The 25,216-nt window shown below is 35.4% G+C and carries 16 protein-coding genes, 4 tRNA genes and 3 rRNA genes; 14 read left to right on the top strand and 9 right to left on the bottom strand.

Annotation, left to right across the window (positions count from 1 at the left end):
- Positions 1-275 precede the first annotated feature (275 nt).
- Positions 276-656 (top strand): ankyrin repeat domain-containing protein, encoded by a 381-nt coding sequence (locus tag QE431_RS11575; RefSeq protein WP_307295935.1) that lies wholly within the window; start codon positions 276-278, stop codon positions 654-656.
- Between the two features lie 61 nt (positions 657-717).
- On the opposite strand, the gene QE431_RS11570 is transcribed toward QE431_RS11575, so the two are convergent.
- The gene (locus tag QE431_RS11570) at positions 718-1,260 is read right to left on the bottom strand and encodes an SRPBCC family protein (RefSeq protein ID WP_307295933.1); all 543 of its coding nucleotides are present in this window, start codon (positions 1,258-1,260) and stop codon (positions 718-720) included.
- 359 nt (positions 1,261-1,619) lie between these two features.
- Between QE431_RS11570 and QE431_RS11565 the strand changes: the two genes are divergently transcribed.
- Entirely contained in the window at positions 1,620-2,000 is a 381-nt protein-coding gene (locus tag QE431_RS11565) for an ankyrin repeat domain-containing protein (protein WP_134142868.1), read from the top strand.
- Positions 2,001-2,168: 168 nt separating this feature from the next.
- Here the strand turns inward: QE431_RS11565 and QE431_RS11560 are convergent, their stop codons facing one another.
- From QE431_RS11560 to QE431_RS11535, 6 genes are all read right to left on the bottom strand, one after another.
- Positions 2,169-5,267, bottom strand: a complete 3,099-nt coding sequence (locus QE431_RS11560) for an efflux RND transporter permease subunit (RefSeq protein WP_307295931.1) — start codon at positions 5,265-5,267, stop codon at positions 2,169-2,171.
- Between the two features lie 7 nt (positions 5,268-5,274).
- The gene (locus QE431_RS11555) at positions 5,275-6,357 is read right to left on the bottom strand and encodes an efflux RND transporter periplasmic adaptor subunit (protein ID WP_307295930.1); all 1,083 of its coding nucleotides are present in this window, start codon (positions 6,355-6,357) and stop codon (positions 5,275-5,277) included.
- Positions 6,358-6,369: 12 nt separating this feature from the next.
- The gene (locus QE431_RS11550; RefSeq protein ID WP_307295928.1) at positions 6,370-7,617 is read right to left on the bottom strand and encodes a TolC family protein; all 1,248 of its coding nucleotides are present in this window, start codon (positions 7,615-7,617) and stop codon (positions 6,370-6,372) included.
- A gap of 85 nt (positions 7,618-7,702) precedes the next feature.
- Positions 7,703-9,064 (bottom strand): HAMP domain-containing sensor histidine kinase, encoded by a 1,362-nt coding sequence (locus QE431_RS11545; protein ID WP_307295927.1) that lies wholly within the window; start codon positions 9,062-9,064, stop codon positions 7,703-7,705.
- Positions 9,061-9,741, bottom strand: a complete 681-nt coding sequence (locus QE431_RS11540) for a response regulator transcription factor (RefSeq protein ID WP_307295925.1) — start codon at positions 9,739-9,741, stop codon at positions 9,061-9,063. The genes QE431_RS11545 and QE431_RS11540 overlap by 4 nt, the downstream gene beginning before the upstream one ends.
- Before the next feature lie 59 nt (positions 9,742-9,800).
- Entirely contained in the window at positions 9,801-10,889 is a 1,089-nt protein-coding gene (locus QE431_RS11535; RefSeq protein WP_307295922.1) for a M42 family metallopeptidase, read from the bottom strand.
- Positions 10,890-10,970: 81 nt separating this feature from the next.
- On the opposite strand from QE431_RS11535, the gene QE431_RS11530 reads away from it, so the two are divergent.
- The 9 genes from QE431_RS11530 (at position 10,971) to QE431_RS11490 (ending at position 18,727) form a co-directional block, all read left to right on the top strand.
- A complete protein-coding gene (locus QE431_RS11530; protein ID WP_134142859.1) occupies positions 10,971-11,654 on the top strand; it encodes a DUF4294 domain-containing protein in 684 nt (227 codons plus the stop codon).
- Positions 11,655-12,657: 1,003 nt separating this feature from the next.
- A 16S ribosomal RNA gene (locus tag QE431_RS11525) occupies positions 12,658-14,171 on the top strand.
- 125 nt (positions 14,172-14,296) lie between these two features.
- Positions 14,297-14,370 (top strand) — tRNA-Ile (locus QE431_RS11520).
- A 155-nt stretch (positions 14,371-14,525) separates the two neighbouring features.
- Positions 14,526-14,599 (top strand) — tRNA-Ala (locus QE431_RS11515).
- Positions 14,600-14,726: 127 nt separating this feature from the next.
- Positions 14,727-17,608: ribosomal RNA gene (locus tag QE431_RS11510) — 23S ribosomal RNA — on the top strand.
- Positions 17,609-17,779: 171 nt separating this feature from the next.
- Positions 17,780-17,889: ribosomal RNA gene (gene rrf, locus QE431_RS11505) — 5S ribosomal RNA — on the top strand.
- The 16S, 23S and 5S rRNA genes sit together here with 4 tRNA genes alongside, the layout of an rRNA operon.
- A 59-nt stretch (positions 17,890-17,948) precedes the next feature.
- Positions 17,949-18,021 (top strand) — tRNA-Phe (locus QE431_RS11500).
- 6 nt (positions 18,022-18,027) lie between these two features.
- A tRNA-Leu gene (locus tag QE431_RS11495) sits at positions 18,028-18,113 on the top strand.
- 179 nt (positions 18,114-18,292) lie between these two features.
- The gene (locus QE431_RS11490) at positions 18,293-18,727 is read left to right on the top strand and encodes a nuclear transport factor 2 family protein (RefSeq protein ID WP_307295915.1); all 435 of its coding nucleotides are present in this window, start codon (positions 18,293-18,295) and stop codon (positions 18,725-18,727) included.
- On the opposite strand, the gene nth is transcribed toward QE431_RS11490, so the two are convergent.
- A complete protein-coding gene (gene nth / locus QE431_RS11485; protein ID WP_307295913.1) occupies positions 18,728-19,378 on the bottom strand; it encodes an endonuclease III in 651 nt (216 codons plus the stop codon). It abuts the gene before it with no gap.
- 47 nt (positions 19,379-19,425) lie between these two features.
- Complete coding sequence (locus QE431_RS11480) at positions 19,426-20,292, bottom strand: alpha/beta hydrolase (RefSeq protein ID WP_057117848.1); 867 nt, start codon at positions 20,290-20,292, stop codon at positions 19,426-19,428.
- Positions 20,293-20,406: 114 nt separating this feature from the next.
- On the opposite strand from QE431_RS11480, the gene QE431_RS11475 reads away from it, so the two are divergent.
- The 3 genes from QE431_RS11475 to glgB all read left to right on the top strand — a co-directional run bounded on the left by QE431_RS11475 (position 20,407) and on the right by glgB (position 25,072).
- A complete protein-coding gene (locus tag QE431_RS11475; protein WP_307295911.1) occupies positions 20,407-21,834 on the top strand; it encodes a glycogen synthase in 1,428 nt (475 codons plus the stop codon).
- A complete protein-coding gene (locus QE431_RS11470; RefSeq protein ID WP_281865725.1) occupies positions 21,824-23,104 on the top strand; it encodes a glucose-1-phosphate adenylyltransferase in 1,281 nt (426 codons plus the stop codon). Before QE431_RS11475 ends, QE431_RS11470 begins: the two co-directional genes overlap by 11 nt.
- Before the next feature lie 63 nt (positions 23,105-23,167).
- Positions 23,168-25,072, top strand: a complete 1,905-nt coding sequence (gene glgB / locus QE431_RS11465) for a 1,4-alpha-glucan branching protein GlgB (protein ID WP_307295908.1) — start codon at positions 23,168-23,170, stop codon at positions 25,070-25,072.
- Positions 25,073-25,216: the final 144 nt, after the last annotated feature.

Below are 25,216 nucleotides of genomic sequence, written 5' to 3'. Positions count from 1 at the left end.
TAAACTAACTATTTAAACCGTAAAGTAAAAAGAGTGCCCTGCTATTTGTATATCTTACAGCAGGGCATTTTCTTTTGTGAAGATTGATTTGAAATAGCAAATTCAAATTAAAAATATAATGTTAATTATGCAAAAAGCGCATTTCAGTTTTTCTGATTGCGCTTTCTTGTTTTAAGAGTTTTTAATTTTTTTTTCATTTTGATGCAACGTTTTGCCTATAAGATGCGTCTAATTAGAAATCATCACAATCATTAATTATTTAACAAACATCAATCATGAAAAAGAAAGTAATCATTCTGGGAACGGCTTTGGCTGTATTTACAAATTTTGCAACAGCTTCTAATCAAAAGCCGGCAATTAAAAATCAAATTGAAATTTCAACTTACTTAGCATCACCTTTGCATGAAGCTATATGTCAGGGTAATCTTGAAAACGTTAAAAAAAGTATCGAATATGGTGCTGATGTTAATAAAATTGTACGAAATATGACGCCTTTAATGCTGGCCGCTCGTTTTAATCATGTGGACATCATTAAAATTTTATTAGCCAATGGAGCCAAACCTTCAATCGAAAATGACCATGGCTTAAAAGCATTAGATTATGCCAAATATGCAAAATCAGAAGAATCTGTAGCTATTTTAAAAGGGTTGAGATAATACCATTAAAAAGAAAAGCATCATTGATAAAATGATGCTTTTCTTTTTATAAAGTTCTATTTTATTTTTCTTCCATTATATTTTTAAGATTTTCCAAACCTTTTTGTAAATCGTTTCCAATCATTTGGTTTAATCTAAGCATTGGAAGCATAATATTTGTTGGATACGGAATTTCGCCATTTATTTCCCATTTTACTTTTGTTTGATTTCCAGAAATAGGTTCCGTTGACATAAATCCAACCGCTGTGTCTTCCATTGGTTTTTTAAAGCGAAGCGCAAAATCTATTCGCCTATTTTCCGTTATTTTTGTTATTTCTTGTTCACCAACTCCTACTTCTTTTACATTACTTTCCCAAGAAGACACAGATCCTACAGTTCCATCAGTACCTTTATAACTCACTTTCATTTTCGGATCTATATTGGCCCAAACACTAAATTCATTCTGATTTTTTAATGACTTTACATATTTAAAAACACTGTCAACAGGTTTATTGATTGTAATTTCTCTTTCAACGACATATTCTTTTGGCATAAAATAAGCCACTATTAATACTATTGAGATAATTAAAATTAAAATGACAAGTATTCTTTTGATAATAATCATAGCTATTGTTTTTTGGTTATTATTTAAAGTAAAAATGCTATTAAATCAATTGACTTTATAGTTTGAATTGTATAGTAAAGTTAAAAAATAAAGATTTCTATTTACACTGATTTAAAGAATTTGAAAAAATAAAAGAAAAATTTTTCAAGTTTTTTGTAACATTTTTTATTTTTTGTAGTCTATTATAGTAAAACCATGAATTTGGTAACGTTCAAGTCTTTTAATTATGTTTTTATTAAGTTACTGTTAACAATTAGTTAAAACATGGTACTTTGCAATGCATAATACGATAAAAATAGTTACTTTTACATGGAAATTAAAAATCATCATCATCAATCATTTAACAACAATCAATCATTATGAAAAAATCAGTTATTTATTTAGGACTAGCCTTGGTAACATTTGGAAATGTAGCAATGGCTTCAAATGGAGTTTCAACAATTAAAAATCCAATTGAGCGTACAGGTTATACAGCAAACCCATTAAATATTGCTATTAGTAAAGGAGATTTGCAAACCGTTAAAAAGTTTATTGAATACGGTGCAGATGTTAATCAAATCTCTGAAGATTTTACACCTTTAATGATCGCTGCTCGTTATAACAAGCATGAAATTGTTAAAATTTTATTGGAAAATGGAGCTCGTCCAAATTTGAAAAATGAAAAAGGATACACTGCATTAAAATATGCAGAATTATCAAATGCTACAGAATCGATTGCGATTTTGAAAGAATTGAGATAACAGTTTAAAAGTTTTGAGTTAGTATTAAAAAGACCTTTCTGAGCAAAAGGTCTTTTTTTATGCTTTATTTTCTTGTACAATTTATAAACAGAAAAGCACCATTACAAAGAATGATGCTTTCCTTTTTTAAATCCAACAAATTGATTTAAACTAAAACTATTAAAATTATTATTCAATTGGTACATGTTTTTTTCTGTTGAATACCCAGAATAAAATTGGAAATACCAATAAAGTTAAAACTGTGGCTGTTATAAGCCCTCCGATAATTACAATTGCAAGTGGTTTTTGTGATTCTGATCCAATTCCTGTAGAAATTGCAGCAGGCATTAATCCAATTGAAGCCATTAATGCTGTCATTACAACCGCTCTTGTTCTGGCTTTTACTCCCATAAATATGGATTCTTCGAGCGTGAATTTGGCCTTTAAATTATGATGGAATTCAGATATCAAAATAACTCCATTTTGAATACAAATACCTAACAGGGCAATAAAACCAACCCCGGCAGAAATTCCGAAATTCATTCCTGTAATATGCAGTGCAATAATTCCACCAATTATAGCAAACGGAACATTGGCTAAAACAAGAAGAGAATCTTTAAAGTTTCCGAACAATATAAACAACAATACAAAAATTCCAATTAAACTAATAGGCACAACTTGAGCCAAACGCGCACTCGCACGAACCTGATTTTCAAATTCTCCGGTCCATCCAGTTGTGTAACCTGCAGGAAGTTTCAATTTATTAACTTTTGACTGTGCTTCTGCAATTGTACTTCCTAAATCTCGATCACGAACAGAGAATTTTACACCAATAAAACGTTTCGTATTATCTCTATAAATAAATGCTGGACCTGTAATGGTTTTAATATCGCAGATTTCTTTCAAAGGAATTTTGATGCCGCTTATGGTTGGAACTTTAATTTCTTCAAGATCTTTTTCATCTTTTCTGTATTCTTTAGAAAAACGAACACGAACATCAAATTTCTTTTCATCCTCGTATTTTTCAGTAGCAGTTTTTCCTCCAAAAGCTAATTCTAATACCGCTTGAGCATCACTTAAAGTTACTCCGTAAGCTGCCATTTTTTCACGATCTAAGATTACGCTTATTTCCGGCTGTCCCACATTTCTTAAAATTCCTGCATCTTTTATACCTGGAATATCTTTAATTTGAGCTAGGACTTCATTGGCAAGCTGATCTAATTTATTTAAATCATCACCATAAATCTTAACCGCATTTGAAGCTTTAAATCCAGCTACTGATTCTGCAACGTTATCAATTACTGGCTGTGAATAATTATAAGTAATTCCTTGATGTACTTTTAATTTATTATCCATTTCATTAATCAGATCATCCATAGAAATTTTTCGTGTCCATTCTGCTTTTGGTTTTAAATCAACTTGAAGCTGAATAAATCCAAAACCATTTGGGTCGGTTCCATCATTGCTTCGTCCAGTTTGCGATAAAACATTTTTAACTTCTGGAAAACTTTCTAGGTCTTTTCTAATTATTGCTGCTGTTTTAACACTTTCTGGCAATGAAGTACTCATTGGTAATTCAGCAGTAACCCATAATGCACCTTCATTTAACTGCGGCAAAAATTCCGTACCTAAAAATCCTGCAGAAAAGAAAACTGCGGCTAACAAACCAATAGAAGCAATTAAAGTTTTTGCTTTATGCTTAAATGTCCATGCAAAACCTTTAGAAACAATTCTGTCCCAAAAATTCACAAACGGATTATGTTTCTCTTTTACATTTTTATTCAATAAAATATGAGAAAGAACAGGAACTAAAGTTAAAGTGAAAATAAGTGCCCCTAATAATGCAAAACCTAAAGTAAAGGCTAGGGGAGAGAACATTTTCCCTTCAACTTTCTGGAATGAGAAAATTGGAAGTAAAGCTGTAATAATAATCAATTTAGAAAAGAAAATAGCCTTACCCATTTCTGTTCCTGTTTTCTTAATTAAGCTTCCTTTTGCAATTTTATTAAATTTTTCCATTCCCAATTGATGTGCTCGATGATCTAAAACTACAAACAAACCTTCGACCATTACGACGGCACCATCAATAATAATTCCGAAATCGACTGCACCTAAACTCAATAAGTTGGCGCTCATTCCCATCATTTTTAGACATAAAAACGCAAATAATAACGAAAGTGGAATTACAATAGAAACTGTAAAAGTAGTTCGCCAGTCGGCCATAAAAAGAAATACAACACAGGTAACTAGGATAATACCTTCAAATAAATTGTGCATTACCGTTTCGGTCGTAAAATTCATTAAATTATCCCGATCGTAAAAAGTCTCTATTTTAATGTCTTTTGGAAGAACATTGTCATTTAAGTCTTTGATTTTTGCTTTTATTAGAGCAAGCGTTTCCTGCGGATTTTCTCCTTTTCGCATTACAACGATTCCTTCAACCGCATCGTCATTATTTCCAAGACCAGTTTGTCCAACCCTTGGCATAGAACTTTCGTAAACATCGGCTAGATTTTTAACCAAAATTGGATTTCCACCAGCATCATCAACAATAATATTACCAATATCAGCTCTAGATTTTAATAAACCTACACCACGAACGACAAAAGCTTGTCCGTTTTTTTCAATTACATCACCACCAACATTTAAATTTCCTGCATTAACTGCATTGTAAACTTGTAATGGAGTAATATTGTATTTAGCAAGTTTAATAGGATCTACGCCAACTTCGTAAGTTTTAGTCTGACCTCCAAAAACATTTAAATCTGCAACACCAGGAAGAGAGCGAAGCTGTTTATCTATTACCCAGTTTTGGTAAGTCAATAATTCCCTGCTGTCTCTGCTGTTACTTTTAACAATATATCTGAAAATTTCACCAGTTGGACCGTATGGTGGCTGAACATCTGGTTCTACATCATCTGGTAAAGAAACGTTTTTAAGCAGATTATTTACTTGGAAACGAGCAAAAGTATCGTCGACTCCATCATCAAAAATGATTTTAATAACAGATAATCCGAACATGGTAATGCTTCGAACACTCGTTTTTTTCTGAACTGAGTTCATTGAGATTTCGATAGGAGAGGTAACAAAACGTTCTACTTCTTCAGCACTTTTCCCATTCCATTGTGTAATTATAATAATCTGTGTATTGGTAACGTCTGGAAAAGCATCAATAGGCATATTTTTGAATGAAATAAAACCTGCCACAGCCAATAACCCAACCCAAAAGAAGGTAAATGCTTTATTCTTTAAGGAAAAAGCAATAATATTTTTAATGAATTTGTTCATGTTTTAATTATTTAAAGCACCATAAATAAACAGCTGATTGTTTGTGATTACCTTTTCGTTTTCTTTTAAAACCACTTGAGATATAAGTAATATCGCCAACAACTCTATATACTTCTACTTGTCTAGTTTCTATATTATTACGGTCTTTAAATACCACAACAAAGTTTTTACTTTTATCAAATACAATAGCTTTACTAGGTACGGCTATCATAGATTGATTTTCGCTAAAAGACAATTTTATATTTGCATTCATATCCGGTTTAAGCAGGTAATCCGTATTTTTCAATTTGATTCTTGCCTGCATCGCTTTAGTTTCGGGATCAATTACGTTGTAGATTTTGTCAACTTTTCCGTAAAATGTTTTATCTGGATAACTCAATGTAGTAACCGCGGCACTTGTTCCCAGTTTTACTTTATTAATATCAATTTCGTTGATGTTGGCCATTGCCCAAACTTCACTGATTTCTGCTATATCAAAAATGTTTTCAGAGCGGTCATTACGTAAAAGCATGTCTTGATTAATACTTTTTTGAATAATAAAACCACTGATTGGCGCTGTTACTTCGTAAATTGATCCTGGCTTGATATTATAAATTTTGTAGGTTTCCTGAACCTTGCTCAATTGCGACTGCGCTTTATTTACTTCAGATTTAGCTTGAAGCACATCACTTTCAGAGTTTAATTTACCATCGAATAATTCTTGGGCAACTTTTAAGTTGTTTTTAGCAACAAGCAAATCACTTTTAGCATCTATCGACTGCTTTTCAAAATCTGCTACATCGGTACTTTTTATAGTTGCAAGGACTTGCCCTTTCTTTACATAATCTCCAAGTTCAACGTTTACTTTCATTACATTTCCTCCAACTAACGGATAAACATCGATCATTTTATTGTTGTCAGCAGTAATTTTTCCATAAAAACTAAGTTCATTTTTTAATGGCTGAGTTTCCGCAGCAGCAGTTGTAGTTGTTTTGAGCATATCGTTACTTAAAACAAAAGAGGTATTTGTTTCAGGATTTTCTACTTCTTTTTTGCAGCTTGCCAGAGATAGACTTACAATTGCGATTCCTATGAATAATGTGTGTTTCATTTCTTTAATTTTTTAAAATAAATCTTTATTTACTGTACTGTTTAATTCTTCACCCGCCAACACTACTTTTTTCTTTAATTCATTTAATTGAATTATAGCTTGATTGTAGCTTTCCATAAAATCGGTAAATTCTAAAAGACTTACATTTCTTTTCTGAAAGTTGGTCAGCATTCCGTTGTAAACAGCTTCAAAGTCTGAATTTACAGTAGGTTTAATAACAGCATAATTTTGTCTCGATTCATCCCATTTAGTCCAAGCCGAAGTAATCTCTGTTTGCAGCTGCAATTCGAAGTTTTGTTTTTCAATTTTAGATTGTTCCAGAATAGTTTGAGCATATTTAATATTTCCTTTATTTTTATTCCAAAGCGGTAAAGGAATTCCAACTGTTAAATTAGCTTCATTATTAAAGGCTCCACTTCGCTGATCGTAATTTGCTCCCAATGTAATATCTGGAACAGAAAGTGATTTTTGCCATTTGACATTCAATTCATTAGCATCAATTTCTTTTTGTTTTGCTAAATAATCTGGTCGATTGGCAATTGCTTGGTCTTCGAAACCTTCTAGATCAAACGGAATTGTTTTCAAATATTTATCAGAATCATCTTTGCTTACAACTGGAATCACATTTTCAGTTTCATTGAGCAGCAGTTTTAAGTTTGCCTGTTCTTCTATATTGTCATTAACGACTTCCATTCGTTCGTTCTTAAAATTAAGATAGAGCGATTGTAAACGCACAACATCTTTTAGTGGAATATTTCCTTTTTGAGCCTGAACTGAGTACGAATTAATTAAGTTTTCAATATGTACAATTTGCTTATCAGTATTTTCAAGATTCTTTGTGTTGTAATACACGGTGAAAAAACTTTTGCGAAGCTGTAATTTTAAGGTGCGGAGTAAATCGTTGAATTGAAGTTCTGCAAGCTTTTCATTTGCTTGCGCTAATCTTACTTCATTTCTTTTTTTTCCGCCAAGATAAATTAACTGTTCTACCGCAAAAACTTTCTGGCCATCTTTACCAATGTCAAAATACTTATCGCGTTCTGGATTATAAGCATTCAATTCTGCAGAAAGTGTGGGGTTATCCCAAATACGGGCCTGAATGGTTAATGCTTTTGAGGCATCGATGTTGTATTGAGATGCCAGTAAAAAAAGATTCTTTTTTAAGAATTGGCTTTCGCAGTCTTGAAGTGTGACTGTTTTTTGAGCCATTACTATTTGATTGAGCAATACAAATAGTAAGAATGCATATAGTTTTTTCATTCGTATCAAATTTATTTTATACAAATATGCTATCGGCTGACTTTAAGACACCTTAAAATCCACCTTAAAAATAGCTTAAAATAAATTATTTACGAAAAATAATACAAAATAAATTTATGTTATTAACTGGAATACTGTATGTTATGTGTGAATTATGAAGAGTAAGGATTCTATTTACAATACGAAGTCCAAGTCCAAAACCTGTTATTCCTTTCGCATTTTCTCCGCGCATAAAAGGCTGGAAAAGATTTTTTTGTTCTAACTCTGTCAAAGTTCTGCCAGAGTTAGAAATCGATAAAACAAGCAAATCGTCTTCTGTACTAATTTTAACTTTAGCCTGCTTATTATCTGAATAAACATAAGCGTTTTTTAAAACGTTTGTAATGGCTATTTCTAAAAGATTTCTGTTCCCCTCAATTTCTAATGCAGTTTCTAGATCATCACTTTCCTCCATTTCAAAAAGAATCACAAAATCTGGAAAAGTTTTGTTTATCTTTTCAATAGATGAAAATAAAATTTCGTCTATGCGCTGAATTTCATGACTTTCAGCATTTCGATTGTCGATTTTTGAAAGAATTAATAACGAATTAATTAATTCACTTAAGTGATTAACATCTGTTAATATTGCATTTAAGAAGGATTTACTTTTAGGTTTAATATCAGGATCTGCAACGGCATTTTCTATTTGTGAAGTCATTCTAGAAAGCGGTGTACGCAATTCGTGCGACGCGTGTGCCGTAAACTCCTTTTGTTTTTGGTAGGAGATTTCAATTCGATCCATCATAAAATTGAATTCGTCGGCAATTAGATCAATTTCATCTTTACTGCTTTTAGATTCAATTCTGGTATCGAGATTATTTTCGTTTATGTTTTTTATTTTTTGATGAAAAGCATTAAGCGGATTCATAGCTTTCCTAACCATGAAAGAAGTCAAGAGCCAGCAGATAGTAGTGAAAAAAATGTATGAAATGACCAAAGTATATCGAAGAAAAAGCAGTTTTCTATTTCCGTAATCATCTGTTGCGGAAATTAAAGCATAAAAATCTTTATCATTAGTATCATAAAATACACCATAAACTTCATAATTACCCTGTTGTTTAAAAAAAGTTTTATTCTTTTTTAAATACTTTAAATCGTCAACAGACCAATTAATTTTAGCATCATCAATACTGCTGTAAATCAATTTGTAATTAGAATCAAAAACTAATGTTTTTTCATCATATAATTTATTAATAGAATTTTGATCTATTATTTTGAGAAGCTGATTGTCAACCTGTTTTACATTTACTAATAATTTTATATTAGATAATGCTTTGATTTCAAGTCGTTCACGAAATTCTTCTTTTCTATAATTAGAATATAAAATGAATATCACCGTAGATGCCAATCCAAATAGAATGGTAAACAGTAAACTAACTAAAAGTGATATTCGATTTTTTAATGTCATTCTTGATCGCTTAGATAATATCCGTAACCAACTTTGGTGCGAATAAGTTTTGTATCATGATCTTTGTCTATTTTCTTTCTCAAAAAATTAATATAAACTTCAATAGTATTTTGATTGGTTTCAATATGATAATCCCAAAGCTTTTCTGCAATAAATTGCTTTGAAAGAACCTTTCCTTTTGCATGTGCGAGAATAAGAATAAGTTTAAACTCTTTTGGAGTAAGTTTAATTTCTTCACCACATCTAAAAACCTTCATATCGTCTTCAAAAATCTCAAGATCATTTATCACTATTCTGTCTTGTACCTGTTGCGGAACATCTTTTCGTCTTAAAAGAGACTGAACTCTAGCATACAATTCATCAAAGTGAAAAGGTTTTACTAAATAATCATCTGCGCCATTATCAAAAGAAGATAGTTTATCTTCAATTTCGCTAAAAGCAGTCAGCATAATAATAGGTGTCTTTTTGTCGACTTCTCGAATACCTTTGCAGACATCGATTCCGTTTGTGCCAGGTACATTAATATCAAGAATGATTAGATCATATTCATATGGAAAATATTTTTTCAGCAATAGAGAACCATCATAATAAGGAATACACTCGAACGTCTTTGAAGTAAAGAATGCTGAGATTTCCTTTGATAAAGTAAAGTCGTCTTCGAGTAGTAATATTTTCATGTGAATTTATTATTTGTAAACCCGGTTAAATCAAATCCAACCGGATTTACATTTATGTCTTATTTAAAATATGAAAAAGTCTCGTTATTTTCAATTTTCAAAAGCGATTCATAAATCAATTGAATTACATTTTCAACATCATCTCTATGAACCATTTCTACAGTCGTATGCATATAACGCAATGGAAGTGAAATCAATGCTGACGGAACTCCTCCATTACTATAAGCAAAAGCATCAGTATCTGTCCCTGTAGATCTTGATGTAGCATGACGCTGAAATGGAATTTTATTTTCTTGCGCCGTCTCAACAATCAAATCGCGTAAATTATTCTGTACAGCAGGAGAGTAGGCGATAACCGGACCTTTTCCCATTTTCAAATCACCTTCTACTTTTTTATCAATCATCGGAGTTGATGTATCGTGACATACATCAGTCACAATAGCAACATTTGGTTTTATCCTATGTGCAATCATTTCAGCTCCGCGAAGACCAATTTCCTCTTGAACAGAATTTACAATATAAAGACCAAACGGAAGTTTTTTGTTGTTCTCATGAAGTAAACGAGCCACTTCAGCAATCATAAAACCACCCATTCTGTTATCGATAGCGCGGCAGACAAATTTGTTTTCATTCAAAATCATAAATTCATCTGGATAAGTGATCACACATCCAACATGGACCCCAAGAGCTTCAACTTGCTCTTTATTTTCGCATCCTAAATCAATAAAAATATTACTTGTTTTAGGAACTTCTTCCTTATCACGTAATCTAGTATGAATCGCCGGCCAGCCGAAAACACCATTAACAATACCTTTTTTAGTATGGATATGAACGCGCTTAGAAGGTGCAATCTGATGATCTGAACCTCCATTTCTAACAACATACAATAATCCATCTTCAGTAATATAATTGACATACCACGAAATTTCATCAGCATGACCTTCAATAACAACCTTATAAAGAGCATCAGGGTTAATTACTCCAACAGCCGTTCCGTAAGTATCTGTGATAAAAGTGTCAACATAAGGTTTCAAATAATTCATCCAAAGCTTTTGTCCTTCGCTTTCGTAACCAGTAGGAGAAGCATTATTTAGGTAGCTTTCTAAGAAAGCTATAGAAGTATCTTTTAAGATAGATTTTGTACTCATAAAAATATTTTTCCGCTAAAATATAAATTTGGTATTAGAGTTGTGTATAAATATATAATTTTACATTTAAATTATGATTCAATGAGATTTACCAGTTTTATTTTGTTTATACTATTAGTTTCCTTTTCATCCAGCGCTCAAGTTACTCCAAAAGAGAACGAACAAATGGGGTATATATTAACAGAACAAGATTCTATTTTAAACGATACCATCCAGTTACCTGAAATAATTATTTCAAAAGGAGAGAAGATGAACCCTGAGGAATTGAAACAATTTCAAATTCTTCAGAACAGAGTATATAAGGTTTATCCGTACGCTAAATTAGCCTCGGATAGATTGACAGCTTTAAACAATGGGATGGCGCGTTTAAAAACAAACCGTGAAAAAAAGAAGTATTTTAAAATAGTAGAAGATTATTTAAATAACGAATTCGAAGAAAGACTTAAAAAGCTTTCTAGAAAGCAAGGACAGATTCTTGTAAAATTAATTCATCGTCAAACGGGAATCACAACTTACGATCTCATCAAAACCTTGAAAAGCGGTTTTAAAGCTTTTGTGTCTAATACGACCGCAAACTTATTCGATATAAGTTTAAAAACAGAATACAAACCATACGATGTAAACGAAGATTATTTAATAGAAACAATTTTAGTTCGAGCGTTTGAGTCAGGAAGATTAGTAAATCAAAAACCAGCTAATCCTGTAAACTACGACGACCTTTCTGTTAAATGGCAACAAAGAGCAAAAGAGCTAAATAAAAAATAACTCCTATAGATAATAGGTTCTGCAACCCGACAGGTTTTTAAAACCTGCCGGGTTTGTTTTTTATACATATATAAAGGAGAACTATAATTTAATTTAAATGTCAAGTGTCAGGCTGAGCGGAGTCGAAGCTCAATGCTATGATTTGAAATTTGGAATTTAAAATTTAGAATTTAGAATTTGTTTTTTAATCAGGAGCTATTCCCGCTGTCCGCTTCAATCTTTTTGAGGCGAACCCCGCCCCAAAAAGGATTTCCTCCCGAATCCTCGGGACTATCGGGGCTGGGGCCATTAGTTTTCAGAAGAAAAAAATCGGCAAGAAAAGACCATTTCAAAAAAAACGAAGTAAAAAATAGAAACTTAGCGCCTCTGCGCCTCTGCGAGATTAAAAAAACATAGAAAAAACTACACTTCGGACCTTAGTGCCTTGGCGGCAAAACCAGGCAAAGCGAAGCAAAACAGCCAAAATCCGCAATAAAGGCAAAACGGCGAAAAAAACTTTGTCTTGTAAAAAACACAAGACCAGTCGTTTATAAAAAACATGGAAAAAATATAAAAAAAAGTCTTGCAGATGTAAATAAAGGTGGTACTTTTGCACCCGCAACAACGAAATGTTCACAGACAGACTGGCAGGAAAAGCTAATTAAAAGAGAAAAGAAATTTTCAAAAAAGATTAGAAAAAGCTTTGTGGGAATGGAAAACGGATATTACATTTGCACCCCGCAAATACGGGAAGTTCCTTGAGATACTGAGAGGAGAATTAGAGAAAAAGAGATTTAAAAATTTCGAAAAAAAACTTTAATTTTTTCTTGCAGGAAACAAAAAGAATTTTTAGTTTTGCACCCGCTTTGAAACACAGGCGGAATGATAAAGAAGACACGTTCGTAGACATATTGAATTGACAGCCGTTTTAACAGAGATGTTAAAACAAAAGAATAAGAGTAATAGAATCGTAAGATTCGAAAAGAACCGATAGATAAATCATCGCAGTATAATATTACAATATACGATGAAGAGTTTGATCCTGGCTCAGGATGAACGCTAGCGGCAGGCTTAACACATGCAAGTCGAGGGGTATAAGTCTTCGGATTTAGAGACCGGCGCACGGGTGCGTAACGCGTATGCAATCTGCCTTTCACAGAGGGATAGCCCAGAGAAATTTGGATTAATACCTCATAGTATTACGACCCGGCATCGGGATGTAATTAAAGTCACAACGGTGAAAGATGAGCATGCGTCCCATTAGCTAGTTGGTAAGGTAACGGCTTACCAAGGCAACGATGGGTAGGGGTCCTGAGAGGGAGATCCCCCACACTGGTACTGAGACACGGACCAGACTCCTACGGGAGGCAGCAGTGAGGAATATTGGACAATGGGCGCAAGCCTGATCCAGCCATGCCGCGTGCAGGATGACGGTCCTATGGATTGTAAACTGCTTTTGTACGAGAAGAAACACTGATTCGTGAATCAGCCTGACGGTATCGTAAGAATAAGGATCGGCTAACTCCGTGCCAGCAGCCGCGGTAATACGGAGGATCCAAGCGTTATCCGGAATCATTGGGTTTAAAGGGTCCGTAGGCGGTCTTGTAAGTCAGTGGTGAAAGCCCATCGCTCAACGGTGGAACGGCCATTGATACTGCTGGACTTGAATTATTAGGAAGTAACTAGAATATGTAGTGTAGCGGTGAAATGCTTAGAGATTACATGGAATACCAATTGCGAAGGCAGGTTACTACTAATGGATTGACGCTGATGGACGAAAGCGTGGGTAGCGAACAGGATTAGATACCCTGGTAGTCCACGCCGTAAACGATGGATACTAGCTGTTGGAAGCAATTTCAGTGGCTAAGCGAAAGTGATAAGTATCCCACCTGGGGAGTACGTTCGCAAGAATGAAACTCAAAGGAATTGACGGGGGCCCGCACAAGCGGTGGAGCATGTGGTTTAATTCGATGATACGCGAGGAACCTTACCAAGGCTTAAATGTAGATTGACCGTTTTGGAAACAGAACTTTCGCAAGACAATTTACAAGGTGCTGCATGGTTGTCGTCAGCTCGTGCCGTGAGGTGTCAGGTTAAGTCCTATAACGAGCGCAACCCCTGTTGTTAGTTGCCAGCGAGTCATGTCGGGAACTCTAACAAGACTGCCAGTGCAAACTGTGAGGAAGGTGGGGATGACGTCAAATCATCACGGCCCTTACGCCTTGGGCTACACACGTGCTACAATGGCCGGTACAGAGAGCAGCCACTGGGCGACCAGGAGCGAATCTATAAAGCCGGTCACAGTTCGGATCGGAGTCTGCAACTCGACTCCGTGAAGCTGGAATCGCTAGTAATCGGATATCAGCCATGATCCGGTGAATACGTTCCCGGGCCTTGTACACACCGCCCGTCAAGCCATGGAAGCTGGGGGTGCCTGAAGTCGGTGACCGCAAGGAGCTGCCTAGGGTAAAACTGGTAACTAGGGCTAAGTCGTAACAAGGTAGCCGTACCGGAAGGTGCGGCTGGAACACCTCCTTTCTAGAGCCTCAATTGTTAGCTGAAAGGCACGATGAGGAAAAAAGATGGTTATCTGCAGGTATCTGAATTGGAGATTGTATTACTCTTGCTGTTAATTTAAAAGAAATGAAAATTAAGTAAAACAGAGTCTCGTAGCTCAGCTGGTTAGAGTACTACACTGATAATGTAGGGGTCGGCAGTTCGAGTCTGCCCGGGACTACTTTTTTAAGATTGTTAATTGTAAATTATGAATTATAAATTACAAAAGACGGAATAAAAAAAGACTGTAAGCTTGATTAAAAGGAAATTTTAGGGGTTGAGGCCTTATGAGAACTAATTCATAACTCATAACTAATAACTCATCACTAAGAAAATGGGGGATTAGCTCAGCTGGCTAGAGCGCCTGCCTTGCACGCAGGAGGTCAACGGTTCGACTCCGTTATTCTCCACAGGTCCGAAAGGACAAAAGTTCATTGACATATTGAGATAAGAAAATAATAAGAAAGTAGAAAGCGTTTTTTGTTATTAGTAACAAAAAACAAAAAAAAACGGTCATAATTGATTTTAAGACTGGTACAATAAGCAAAATAAGGGCGTATGGGGGATGCCTAGGCTCTCAGAGGCGATGAAAGGCGTGATAAGCTGCGAAAAGCTGCGGGGACGGGCACACACCGACTGATCCGCAGATACCTGAATGGGGCAACCCGCTATGCTGAAGGCATAGCACACCGATAGGTGGGCAAACCCGCTGAACTGAAACATCTAAGTAGGCGGAGGAGAAGAAAACAAAAGTGATTCCGTAAGTAGTGGCGAGCGAACGCGGATTAGCCCAAACCGGTGCTGTTACGGCAGTGCCGGGGTTGTAGGACCGCGGTATTTTATGTACAAGGAACCGGAAGCTTCTGGAAAGGGGCACCATAGAGGGTGACAGTCCCGTACGGGCAACGAGTATAATAGATAGCGGTATCCTGAGTAGGGCGGGGCACGTGAAACCCTGTCTGAATTTGGCGGGACCATCCGCTAAGGCTAAATACTCCTGAGAGACCGATAGTGAACCAGTACCGTGAGGGAAAGGTGAAAAGAACCGTGAATAACGGAGTGAAATAGATCCTGAAACCATACGCTTACAAGCGGTCGGAGCCCTTTCGTGGGGTGACGGCGTGCCTTTTGCATAATGAGCCTACGAGTTAACGTTGCTGGCAAGGATAAGTGTTTAAGACATGGATCCGCAGCGAAAGCGAGTCTGAATAGGGCGCTTTAGTCAGTAGTGTTAGACGCGAAACCGTGTGATCTACCCATGGGCAGGTTGAAGCTGTGGTAACACACAGTGGAGGACCGAACCGGTTGACGTTGAAAAGTCTTCGGATGACCTGTGGGTAGGGGTGAAAGGCCAATCAAACTCGGAAATAGCTCGTACTCCCCGAAATGCATTTAGGTGCAGCGTTATTTTAGTTATACAGAGGTAGAGCTACTGATTGGATGCGGGGGCTTCACCGCCTACCAATTCCTGACAAACTCCGAATGCTGTATAATGATTGATAACAGTGAGGGCTTGGGTGCTAAGGTCCAAGTCCGAGAGGGAAAGAACCCAGACCATCAGCTAAGGTCCCCAAATATATGCTAAGTTGAAAGAACGAGGTTTGTCTGCCCAGACAGCTAGGATGTTGGCTTGGAAGCAGCCATTCATTTAAAGAGTGCGTAACAGCTCACTAGTCGAGCGGACGAGCATGGATAATAATCGGGCATAAGCATATTACCGAAGCTATGGATTTACAGTTTACTGTAAGTGGTAGGGGAGCATTCTGACAGGGCAGAAGGTGTATCGTAAGGTATGCTGGACCGGTCAGAAAAGAAAATGTAGGCATAAGTAACGATAATGCGGGCGAGAAACCCGCACACCGAAAAACTAAGGTTTCCACAGCTATGCTAATCAGCTGTGGGTTAGTCTGGTCCTAAGGCGAACCCGAAAGGGACAGTCGATGGCCAACGGGTTAATATTCCCGTACTGCTTATTACTGTGATGGGGTGACGGAGTGATGAAAGCGCCGCGGACTGACGGAATAGTTCGTTAAAGTACCTAGCTATATTCTCTGCAGGCAAATCCGCAGAGAATGGTGAAATACGATAGTACTCGGAGTCTTCGGACAAAGAGATAGTGCGCCTAAGGGCTTCCAAGAAAAACCTCTAAACTTCAGGTAATAAGCACCAGTACCGTAAACCGACACAGGTAGTTGAGGAGAGAATCCTAAGGTGCTCGAGAGATTCATGGCTAAGGAATTAGGCAAAATAGACCTGTAACTTCGGGAGAAAGGTCGCCCCGAGCAATCGGGGCCGCAGTGAAGAGGTCCAGGCGACTGTTTATCAAAAACACAGGGCTCTGCAAAATCGTAAGATGAAGTATAGGGCCTGACACCTGCCCGGTGCTGGAAGGTTAAGAGGAGATGTTATCTTCGGAGAAGCATTGAATTGAAGCCCCAGTAAACGGCGGCCGTAACTATAACGGTCCTAAGGTAGCGAAATTCCTTGTCGGGTAAGTTCCGACCTGCACGAATGGTGTAACGATCTGGACACTGTCTCAGCCATGAGCTCGGTGAAATTGTAGTAACGGTGAAGATGCCGTTTACCCGCAGTGGGACGAAAAGACCCTGTGCACCTTTACTATAGCTTAGTATTGACCTTGGATAAATGATGTGTAGGATAGGTTGGAGACTTTGAAGGGGCGTCGCCAGGCGCTTTGGAGTCATTGTTGAAATACAACCCTTTGTTTATCTGAGGCCTAACCCCGCAAAAGCGGGGGACATTGCTTGGTGGGTAGTTTGACTGGGGTGGTCGCCTCCAAAAGAGTAACGGAGGCTTCTAAAGGTTCCCTCAGTACGCTTGGTAACCGTGCGTAGAGTGCAATGGCATAAGGGAGCTTGACTGAGAGACATACAGGTCGATCAGGTACGAAAGTAGAGCATAGTGATCCGGTGGTTCCGCATGGAAGGGCCATCGCTCAAAGGATAAAAGGTACGCCGGGGATAACAGGCTGATCTCCCCCAAGAGCTCATATCGACGGGGGGGTTTGGCACCTCGATGTCGGCTCGTCACATCCTGGGGCTGGAGAAGGTCCCAAGGGTTGGGCTGTTCGCCCATTAAAGTGGCACGCGAGCTGGGTTCAGAACGTCGTGAGACAGTTCGGTCTCTATCTACTGCGGGCGTTAGAAATTTGAGTGGATCTGATTCTAGTACGAGAGGACCGAATTGGACAAACCTCTAGTGTATCTGTTGTCCCGCCAGGGGCACCGCAGAGTAGCTACGTTTGGAAGGGATAAGCGCTGAAAGCATATAAGCGCGAAACCCACCACAAGATGAGATTTCTTTTAAGGATCGTGGAAGATGACCACGTTGATAGGCTATAGATGTAAAGGCAGTAATGTCATAGTCGAGTAGTACTAATAATCCGTAAGCTTATGTACACCCTTTTCTCCCGGCTGCGGCCGGGAGAAGAAACTTTCTAAAATATATTTACTTTTCTTTATCTCAGTATGTTAAAATATTTGCCCGTCGCGGGCAGTTATGAGTCCTGGGTTATAAGTTTTGAGTTGAAAAACAATAAACTAAAAACCAAAATCCATAACTAAAAACCTTAAGGTGGTTATTGCGGCGGGGCTCACCTCTTCCCATCCCGAACAGAGTAGTTAAGCCCGCCTGCGCAGATGGTACTGCAGTATTGTGGGAGAGTATGTCGCCGCCTTTTTTTCAAAACCTCGTTCGTAGAACGAGGTTTTTTATTCCAAATTTACTTTAAGTAAATACGGTACCTTAGCTCAGATGGTAGAGCAATGGACTGAAAATCCATGTGTCCCTGGTTCGATCCCTGGAGGTACCACATAATGCTCGGATGGTGAAATTGGTAGACACGCTGGACTTAAAATCCAGTGAACAGCAATGTTCGTGCGGGTTCAAGTCCCGCTCTGAGTACTAAAAACTTCAATTGGCTTTGCTAATTGAAGTTTTTTTTTGCTTTAAAGCGAAATTATAAATTCAGTCAAACTGAATATTTTTTATATTTTTACTTTTTTATTGAAGAGGAATAATATGTTTGTTAGATATTTAAAACATCATTTTACACGATAAAGGTTTAATTTAATCTATTTTATATGAAGACTTATTTTATTCTATTTTCTCTTTTTCTCTGTATTTATTCAAATGCACAAAAGCAAGAAGTTCAAAAGAGTATCGATGTATTCTTTGAGGGTTTTCATCAAAGAGATTCAATGAAGATAAAATCGGTTTGTGCAGATAAAATGATTCTACAATCGATTAGTGAAAGTTCTTCAAAAGGAAATAAATTATCTGATGAAAGCACTAAGGAATTTTACAAATCTATCGCTTCTATTCCTTTAAATATGAAATTTCAAGAGAAAATTTTAAATTATAATATCCAAATTGACGGTACCATGGCTCATGTCTGGGCTCCTTATGAGTTTTACATCAATGATAAATTAAGCCACAGAGGCGTAAATACTTTTACTTTATTTAAAGAAAAAGATATTTGGAAAATCATTTATTTGATTGATACCAGAAGAAAATAGTTAATTATGAAGTACTTGAGTATAATAATATAAACAAATATCTGTTAGTAAACATTCTTCGCATTTTGGTTTAGGCCTGCATATTTCTCTTCCTAAAAAGGAAATTGCCATTCCAATTTCTGACCAGATATTTTTTGGTAAAACCTGCATCAGGTCTTTTTCTATTTTATTTCCGTCTTTAGACTCTTTTACAATTCCAATTCTGGGCGCAACTCGGATTACGTGTAAATCAGCAATAATGCCTTCTGCTGGTTGGTGAGTTTCTCTTAAAATAACATTGGCCGATTTTCTTCCAACACCTTTTAAAGCGGTTAAGCCTGACATTGTTAATGGAATATCTTTATCGTTTTTAATTGATTTAGCAATTTCCAAAAGCCAATTTGCTTTTGTTCCATGGTTACGAACTTTACTTACATATGGTAAAAAAGTTTCCAAATCAGTTTTTGATAAACTATTTAATGTTGGAAATTTTTCAAGCAACGCCGGAGCAATATTATTAATATTGGCATCAGAATCTTGGGCAGACAGAACAACCATTACCAAAAGCTGGTACGTATTTTTGTATTCTAAAGGATGTTTCTTGTCCTTATATTTCTTTAAAATGGGTTTTAATTTAGTTTCCCAATTTAATGTTTCTCCAAATAAATCCATTCGTGATATTTTTTTAAAATTGATATTGAAGTGTTACTTATATAAAGTTAATTTATTTTAATGAATTCTAAAGTTTTTTTAATCACATTATGATTGCCTAATATTTTTCTGTGACCAAGTCCGTCTGTTAGGTAAAGGGTTCCTTGTTCAAGATTTTGATGAATGTGAATTCCTGCTTTAACCGGAACTTCGGGATCATCATTATCATGTATTACTAAAACTGGAATTTTTATTTTCTGAGCTGCTCGATATGCTGAAAAGTCATCCATTTTGACTTTATATTTTTCTTCAAATAAATCTCTTAAATTATCACCAATTTCCTTTTTTAATCCTAATTTAAAAATAAACTCATTCAAAATATCTTGTACAATATCACCGCTTCCGATTATTACAGCTTTATTTACTTTTAAACCGTCTTTAATCGCATTTAAAACAGACATTCCGCCAAGTGAATGTCCAATTGCAATTTCAAAAGGTCCAAATTCCTTTTCAATTTCAAGAATAGAAGCTATAAACTCAGACATTATTGTGGTTTTGCCTTCTGATTTTCCATGTGCTGGAGCATCAAAACTAATAGTTGAATAGCCATTTTGTAAAAGCTCATCAGCGATTTTGAATAACTGTGTTCCGCGACCAGACCAGCCATGAACTAATAATATTTTATGCTCACTTTTGCCATATTCATAAGTCACAACGCTCTTATCGATTGCAGGAACATTAATTGTTTTTTGAATGCTTTTACGATCCATTTCAAATTCTCGTTTTGGAACTTTATGTTTTACTGGTGTTGTAAATATTCTTGCAGCAAATTTTGTAACTAATTTTTTAGAAATAAAAGCGCAAATTTTGGCAGATATTATAATTATCTGAGGAATTTTTAATGATTTAGTGGGATTGATTGCCTTTTTTGCCATTTCAATAAAACTTTTTTGGAAGCGGAACTTTGCTTATTTTTTGCTAAATTTAGAAAACATAAAAGTAACATATTACTGATTGTTCTTAAATAATAATTGCAAATTAATTTCTAAATGGAAATATTTCATATTAGTGCAGAATGTTATCCAATGGCAAAAGTTGGTGGTTTGGCCGATGTGGTTGGAGCGCTTCCTAAATATCAAACTAATGCTGGCCATAATGTACGAGTTGTTGTTCCTGCTTATGACACAAAATTTAAAAAAGAAAATCAATTCGAATGCGTTCATTGGGGATCTGTTAAACTCGGAAGTTTTAATTTTCCTTTTAGCGTTCTTAAAGAAAGCACAGATATATTAGGTTATGAGCTATATCTTATAGAAATAAATGAATTATTCGATCGTCCAAATGTATATGGTTATGAGGACGATATAGAGCGGTTTTTATCTTTTCAGATTGCGGCCTTAGATTGGATAATTGCTCGAAATGAAGTTCCAGATGTAATTAACTGCCATGATCACCATACTGGGTTAATTCCATTTTTAACTCAATTTGCTTATAAATATGAAAAATTAAAAGATCTAAAAACAGTCATAACCATTCATAATGGTTTGTATCAAGGATGGTTTGGTTTTGATAAACTGCACTATCTGCCAGAATTTGATTTGAAGCACGTTGGATTTTTAGAGTGGAACAATTCAATAAACTCACTAGCTGTTGCAGTAAAATGCGCTCAGGCTGTTACTACAGTTTCTCCGAGTTATTTAAATGAAATTAATTACGCAGCAAACGGTTTAGAAAATTTATTTAATTCTGTTAGAAATAAATCAAAAGGAATTTTAAACGGAATTGATATTGAAGTCTGGAATCCTTTAAAAGATAAAATGATTGCGGAGAATTATTCGATAGAGAATTTTGAAATTGGCAAACAAAAAAATAAGGAAAAATTGTGTGAACAATTTGAACTTGATCCTTCAAAACCCTTGTTTAGTTTTATAGGACGTTTGTTTGAAGAAAAAGGCGGAGATTTATTACCTCAGGCTTCTGCATTAGCCTTATCTGAAAATTTTGAAAACATCAATATTTTAATTTTGGGTTCAGGAAATTCAGAAATTGAATCGCAGTTAACACAATTGCGTAATGACTATAAAGGAAATTATAATGTTTTTATTGGGTATAATGAAGAATTAGCGCATTTGATTTATGCAGGATCTGACTATATTTTAATGCCTTCGAGAGTTGAACCTTGTGGTTTAAACCAAATGTACGCCATGCGCTACGGAACAATTCCGATTGTTAGGAGAACGGGAGGATTAAGAGATACGGTTATTGATTTTGGTGATGAAGGCAATGGAATCTGCCATGATCAGGCTTCGGTTGGAGATATTTGTTATTCCATAAATCGAGCTGTTAAATTATACGATGATAAAATAAGTTTCAATAAAGTTTTAAAAAGAGGAATGGAAGCTGACCATTCCTGGGAAAGTGTTTGCCAAGATTATATCGAGATATACAACCTAATAATTGAGAAAAATGAAATTTAAAAAGAAAAATGTTGTTGCTATTATTTTAGGAGGAGGACAAGGATCACGTTTGTTTCCATTAACAGAAACAAGATCAAAACCAGCCGTTCCGATTGGAGGAAAATATCGTTTGGTGGATATTCCAATTTCTAATTGTATCAATTCTGATATTTTTAAAATATTTGTTTTGACACAGTTTAACTCCGCATCTTTAAATGCACATATTAAAAATACTTTTAATTTTAGTATTTTCAGTCAATCTTTTGTAGATATTTTGGCCGCAGAACAAACTCCAGATAATCCAACTTGGTTTCAGGGAACTGCAGATGCTGTGAGACAATGTATGTCACATTTTTTAAAACACGATTTCGATCATGCTTTAATTCTTTCTGGTGACCAGTTATATCAAATGGATTTTAATGAAATGCTTGAAGCACATATTGCTGCCGATGCTGAAATTTCTATTGCCACTTTACCAGTAAATGCTAAAGATGCACCAGAATTTGGAATTCTTAAAACTGATCATGAGAATAATATTCATGCCTTTATAGAAAAACCGCACGCTTCATTGCTGCCTGAATGGGAATCTGAAGTGAGTGAACATATGCAGGAAAAAGGTAAAAAATATTTAGCTTCGATGGGGATTTATATTTTTAATAAACCATTGTTAGTGGAATTAATGGGGGATCAGGAAACTAAAGATTTTGGTAAAGAAATTATTCCTCAGGCCGTTGGAAAACATAAAATATTAAGTTATCAATACGAAGGCTATTGGACAGATATTGGAAATATTGAATCGTTTTTTGAAGCCAATATTGGTTTAACAGCAGATATACCAGAGTTCAATTTATTCGACAATGAGAATAAAATTTTTACCAGACCAAGATTATTGCCGCCTTCAAAATTTAGAAATTCTATTATTAACCAATCTTTAATTTCTGAAGGCTGTATTATTAATGCCAAAGAAATAAAAAGTTCTGTTATTGGTATCCGTTCCAGAATTGGAGAAGGCACCGTTTTAGAGAACTGTTATGTAATGGGTAACGATTTCTATCAAGATCTGGATGAACTAAATTATGAAAGCGGTATTAATAAAATTCATGTAGGTATTGGTGAAAATTGTTTTATTAAAAATGCGTTAGTCGATAAAAATGTACGAATAGGAAATAATGTTCACATTAACGGCGGAAAACATTTGGATAATTTTACTAATGAATTATACAGTATAAAAGACGGAATTGTTGTGATTAAAAAAGGGGTTACGTTATCTGACAACTTTAGAATTGAATAAAATTTAGAATTCCAATAATTAAACTCAAAATTGCAATTTCAATCGTTACCTTAAAAAACAAATATGACTAAAGTAATCACACATTCTCTATTTACAGATTTTGATATTGATTTATTCAAAGCTGGTAAACACTTCAAATTATATGAAAAATTAGGAGCGCATTTAATTGAAGTTAATGGAGTTAAAGGTGTTTACTTTGCCGTTTGGGCACCTACAGCACATTCTGTTTCAGTTGTAGGTGATTTTAATTATTGGACTCAAAGCGAACATAATTTAAATGTTCGCTGGGATTCTTCTGGAATTTGGGAAGGATTTATTCCTAATATTTCAAAAGGAGCTCTTTATAAATATAAAATCCAATCGAATATTGGAGGAATTGTAACCGAAAAAGCAGATCCTTTTGCTTTGTATTGCGAAAAACCACCTCATACTGCATCTGTAGTCTGGGATTTAGATTATAGCTGGAAAGATGAAAACTGGATGCAGAATCGTCAGCAATTTAATGCTTTAGACAAACCTTATTCTGTTTATGAAGTTCATTTAGGTTCTTGGAAAAGAGCTGAGCACAATCGCTTTTTAAGTTATTTAGAGCTTGCCGATGATTTAGTTAAATATGTAAAAGAAACGGGTTTCACGCATGTAGAATTTATGCCGATTATGGAATATCCTTATGATCCTTCTTGGGGTTATCAGCTAACAGGATATTTCGCGCCAACTTCACGTTTCGGGAAGCCTCAAGATTTTATGGTTTTGGTTGATAGATTGCATCAGGAAGGAATTGGTGTAATTTTAGACTGGGTTCCATCACATTTTCCTGATGATGCGCACGGTTTGGGTTATTTTGACGGATCACATTTATATGAACATCCAGATCGAAGAAAGGGTTATCATCCAGATTGGAAAAGTCTGGTTTTTAATTATGGAAGAAATGAAGTCCGCGCCTTTTTAATCAGTAACGCTGTTTTTTGGCTTCAGAATTATCATGTTGACGGATTAAGAGTTGATGCTGTAGCATCTATGTTATATCTTGATTATTCTAGAAAAGAAGGCGAGTGGGAAGCTAATACTTTTGGAGGAAGAGAAAATTTAGACAGCATAAGCTTTCTTAAAGAATTTAACGAAGTAATCTATGCTAATTTTCATGGAGTACAGACCATTGCAGAAGAAAGTACTTCGTTTCCGATGGTTTCAAGGCCAACATTTACAGGCGGATTGGGTTTTGGAATGAAGTGGATGATGGGATGGATGCACGATACCTTAAAATATTTTGAAAAAGAAACTGTCTATCGAAAATATCATCAAAATGATCTGACTTTCTCGATGACCTATGCGTTTACCGAAAATTTCATGCTTCCTTTTTCTCATGACGAAGTAGTGTATGGGAAAAAATCTCTTAATTATAAAATGCCGGGCGATGAATGGCAGCGATTTGCCAATTTGAGATTGTTATACGGTTATATGTTCACTCATCCAGGAACTAAATTATTGTTTATGGGAGCTGAATTTGGTCAGACAAGCGAATGGAATTTTGAGCAAAGTTTAGACTGGCATTTACTGCAATATGATTTTCATTCGGGAATAAAAAGATTGATTACAGATTTAAATCAGCTTTATAAATCATGTCCTGCATTGTATGAAAAGCAATTTACAGTAGATGGTTTTGAATGGATAAATTACTCCGATCATCAAAATGCGGTTTTATCTTATATCCGAAAAGGAAATAATCCCGATGAAAATGTAATTGTAGTCTGTAATTTTACAGAAGTAATAAGAGAAAATTACAGAATAGGAATTCCGAAGAAAGGTAAATTACAAGAAATTTTTAATAGCGATGCATTGATTTATGGCGGTGGCGGTGTTGGAAATGGAAAAACATTAAAAATTGATTCAATATCTTATGACGGAAGGGATTTTTCTGTTGAATTAATTTTACCACCTTTAAGTGTAACCGTATATTCTTTCGTTTAAAAAAAATCTTACATTCATTTCCATAAGTGCTGTTTTGTCATTTTATTGTTCTTAAATTATCGATTTTTCGATTTTTTGAGCAGTAATTTAATTCTCGATCAGAAAAAACGTTTTCGTGAATAAACCTTTTATTCATAGGGCTTT

This window comes from Flavobacterium sp. SORGH_AS_0622, from assembly GCF_030818825.1.
Taxonomy (GTDB): Bacteria; Bacteroidota; Bacteroidia; order Flavobacteriales; family Flavobacteriaceae; genus Flavobacterium.
The sequence above is the reverse complement of the archived record's forward strand: the minus strand, read 5'-3'. Positions and strand labels throughout refer to the sequence as shown.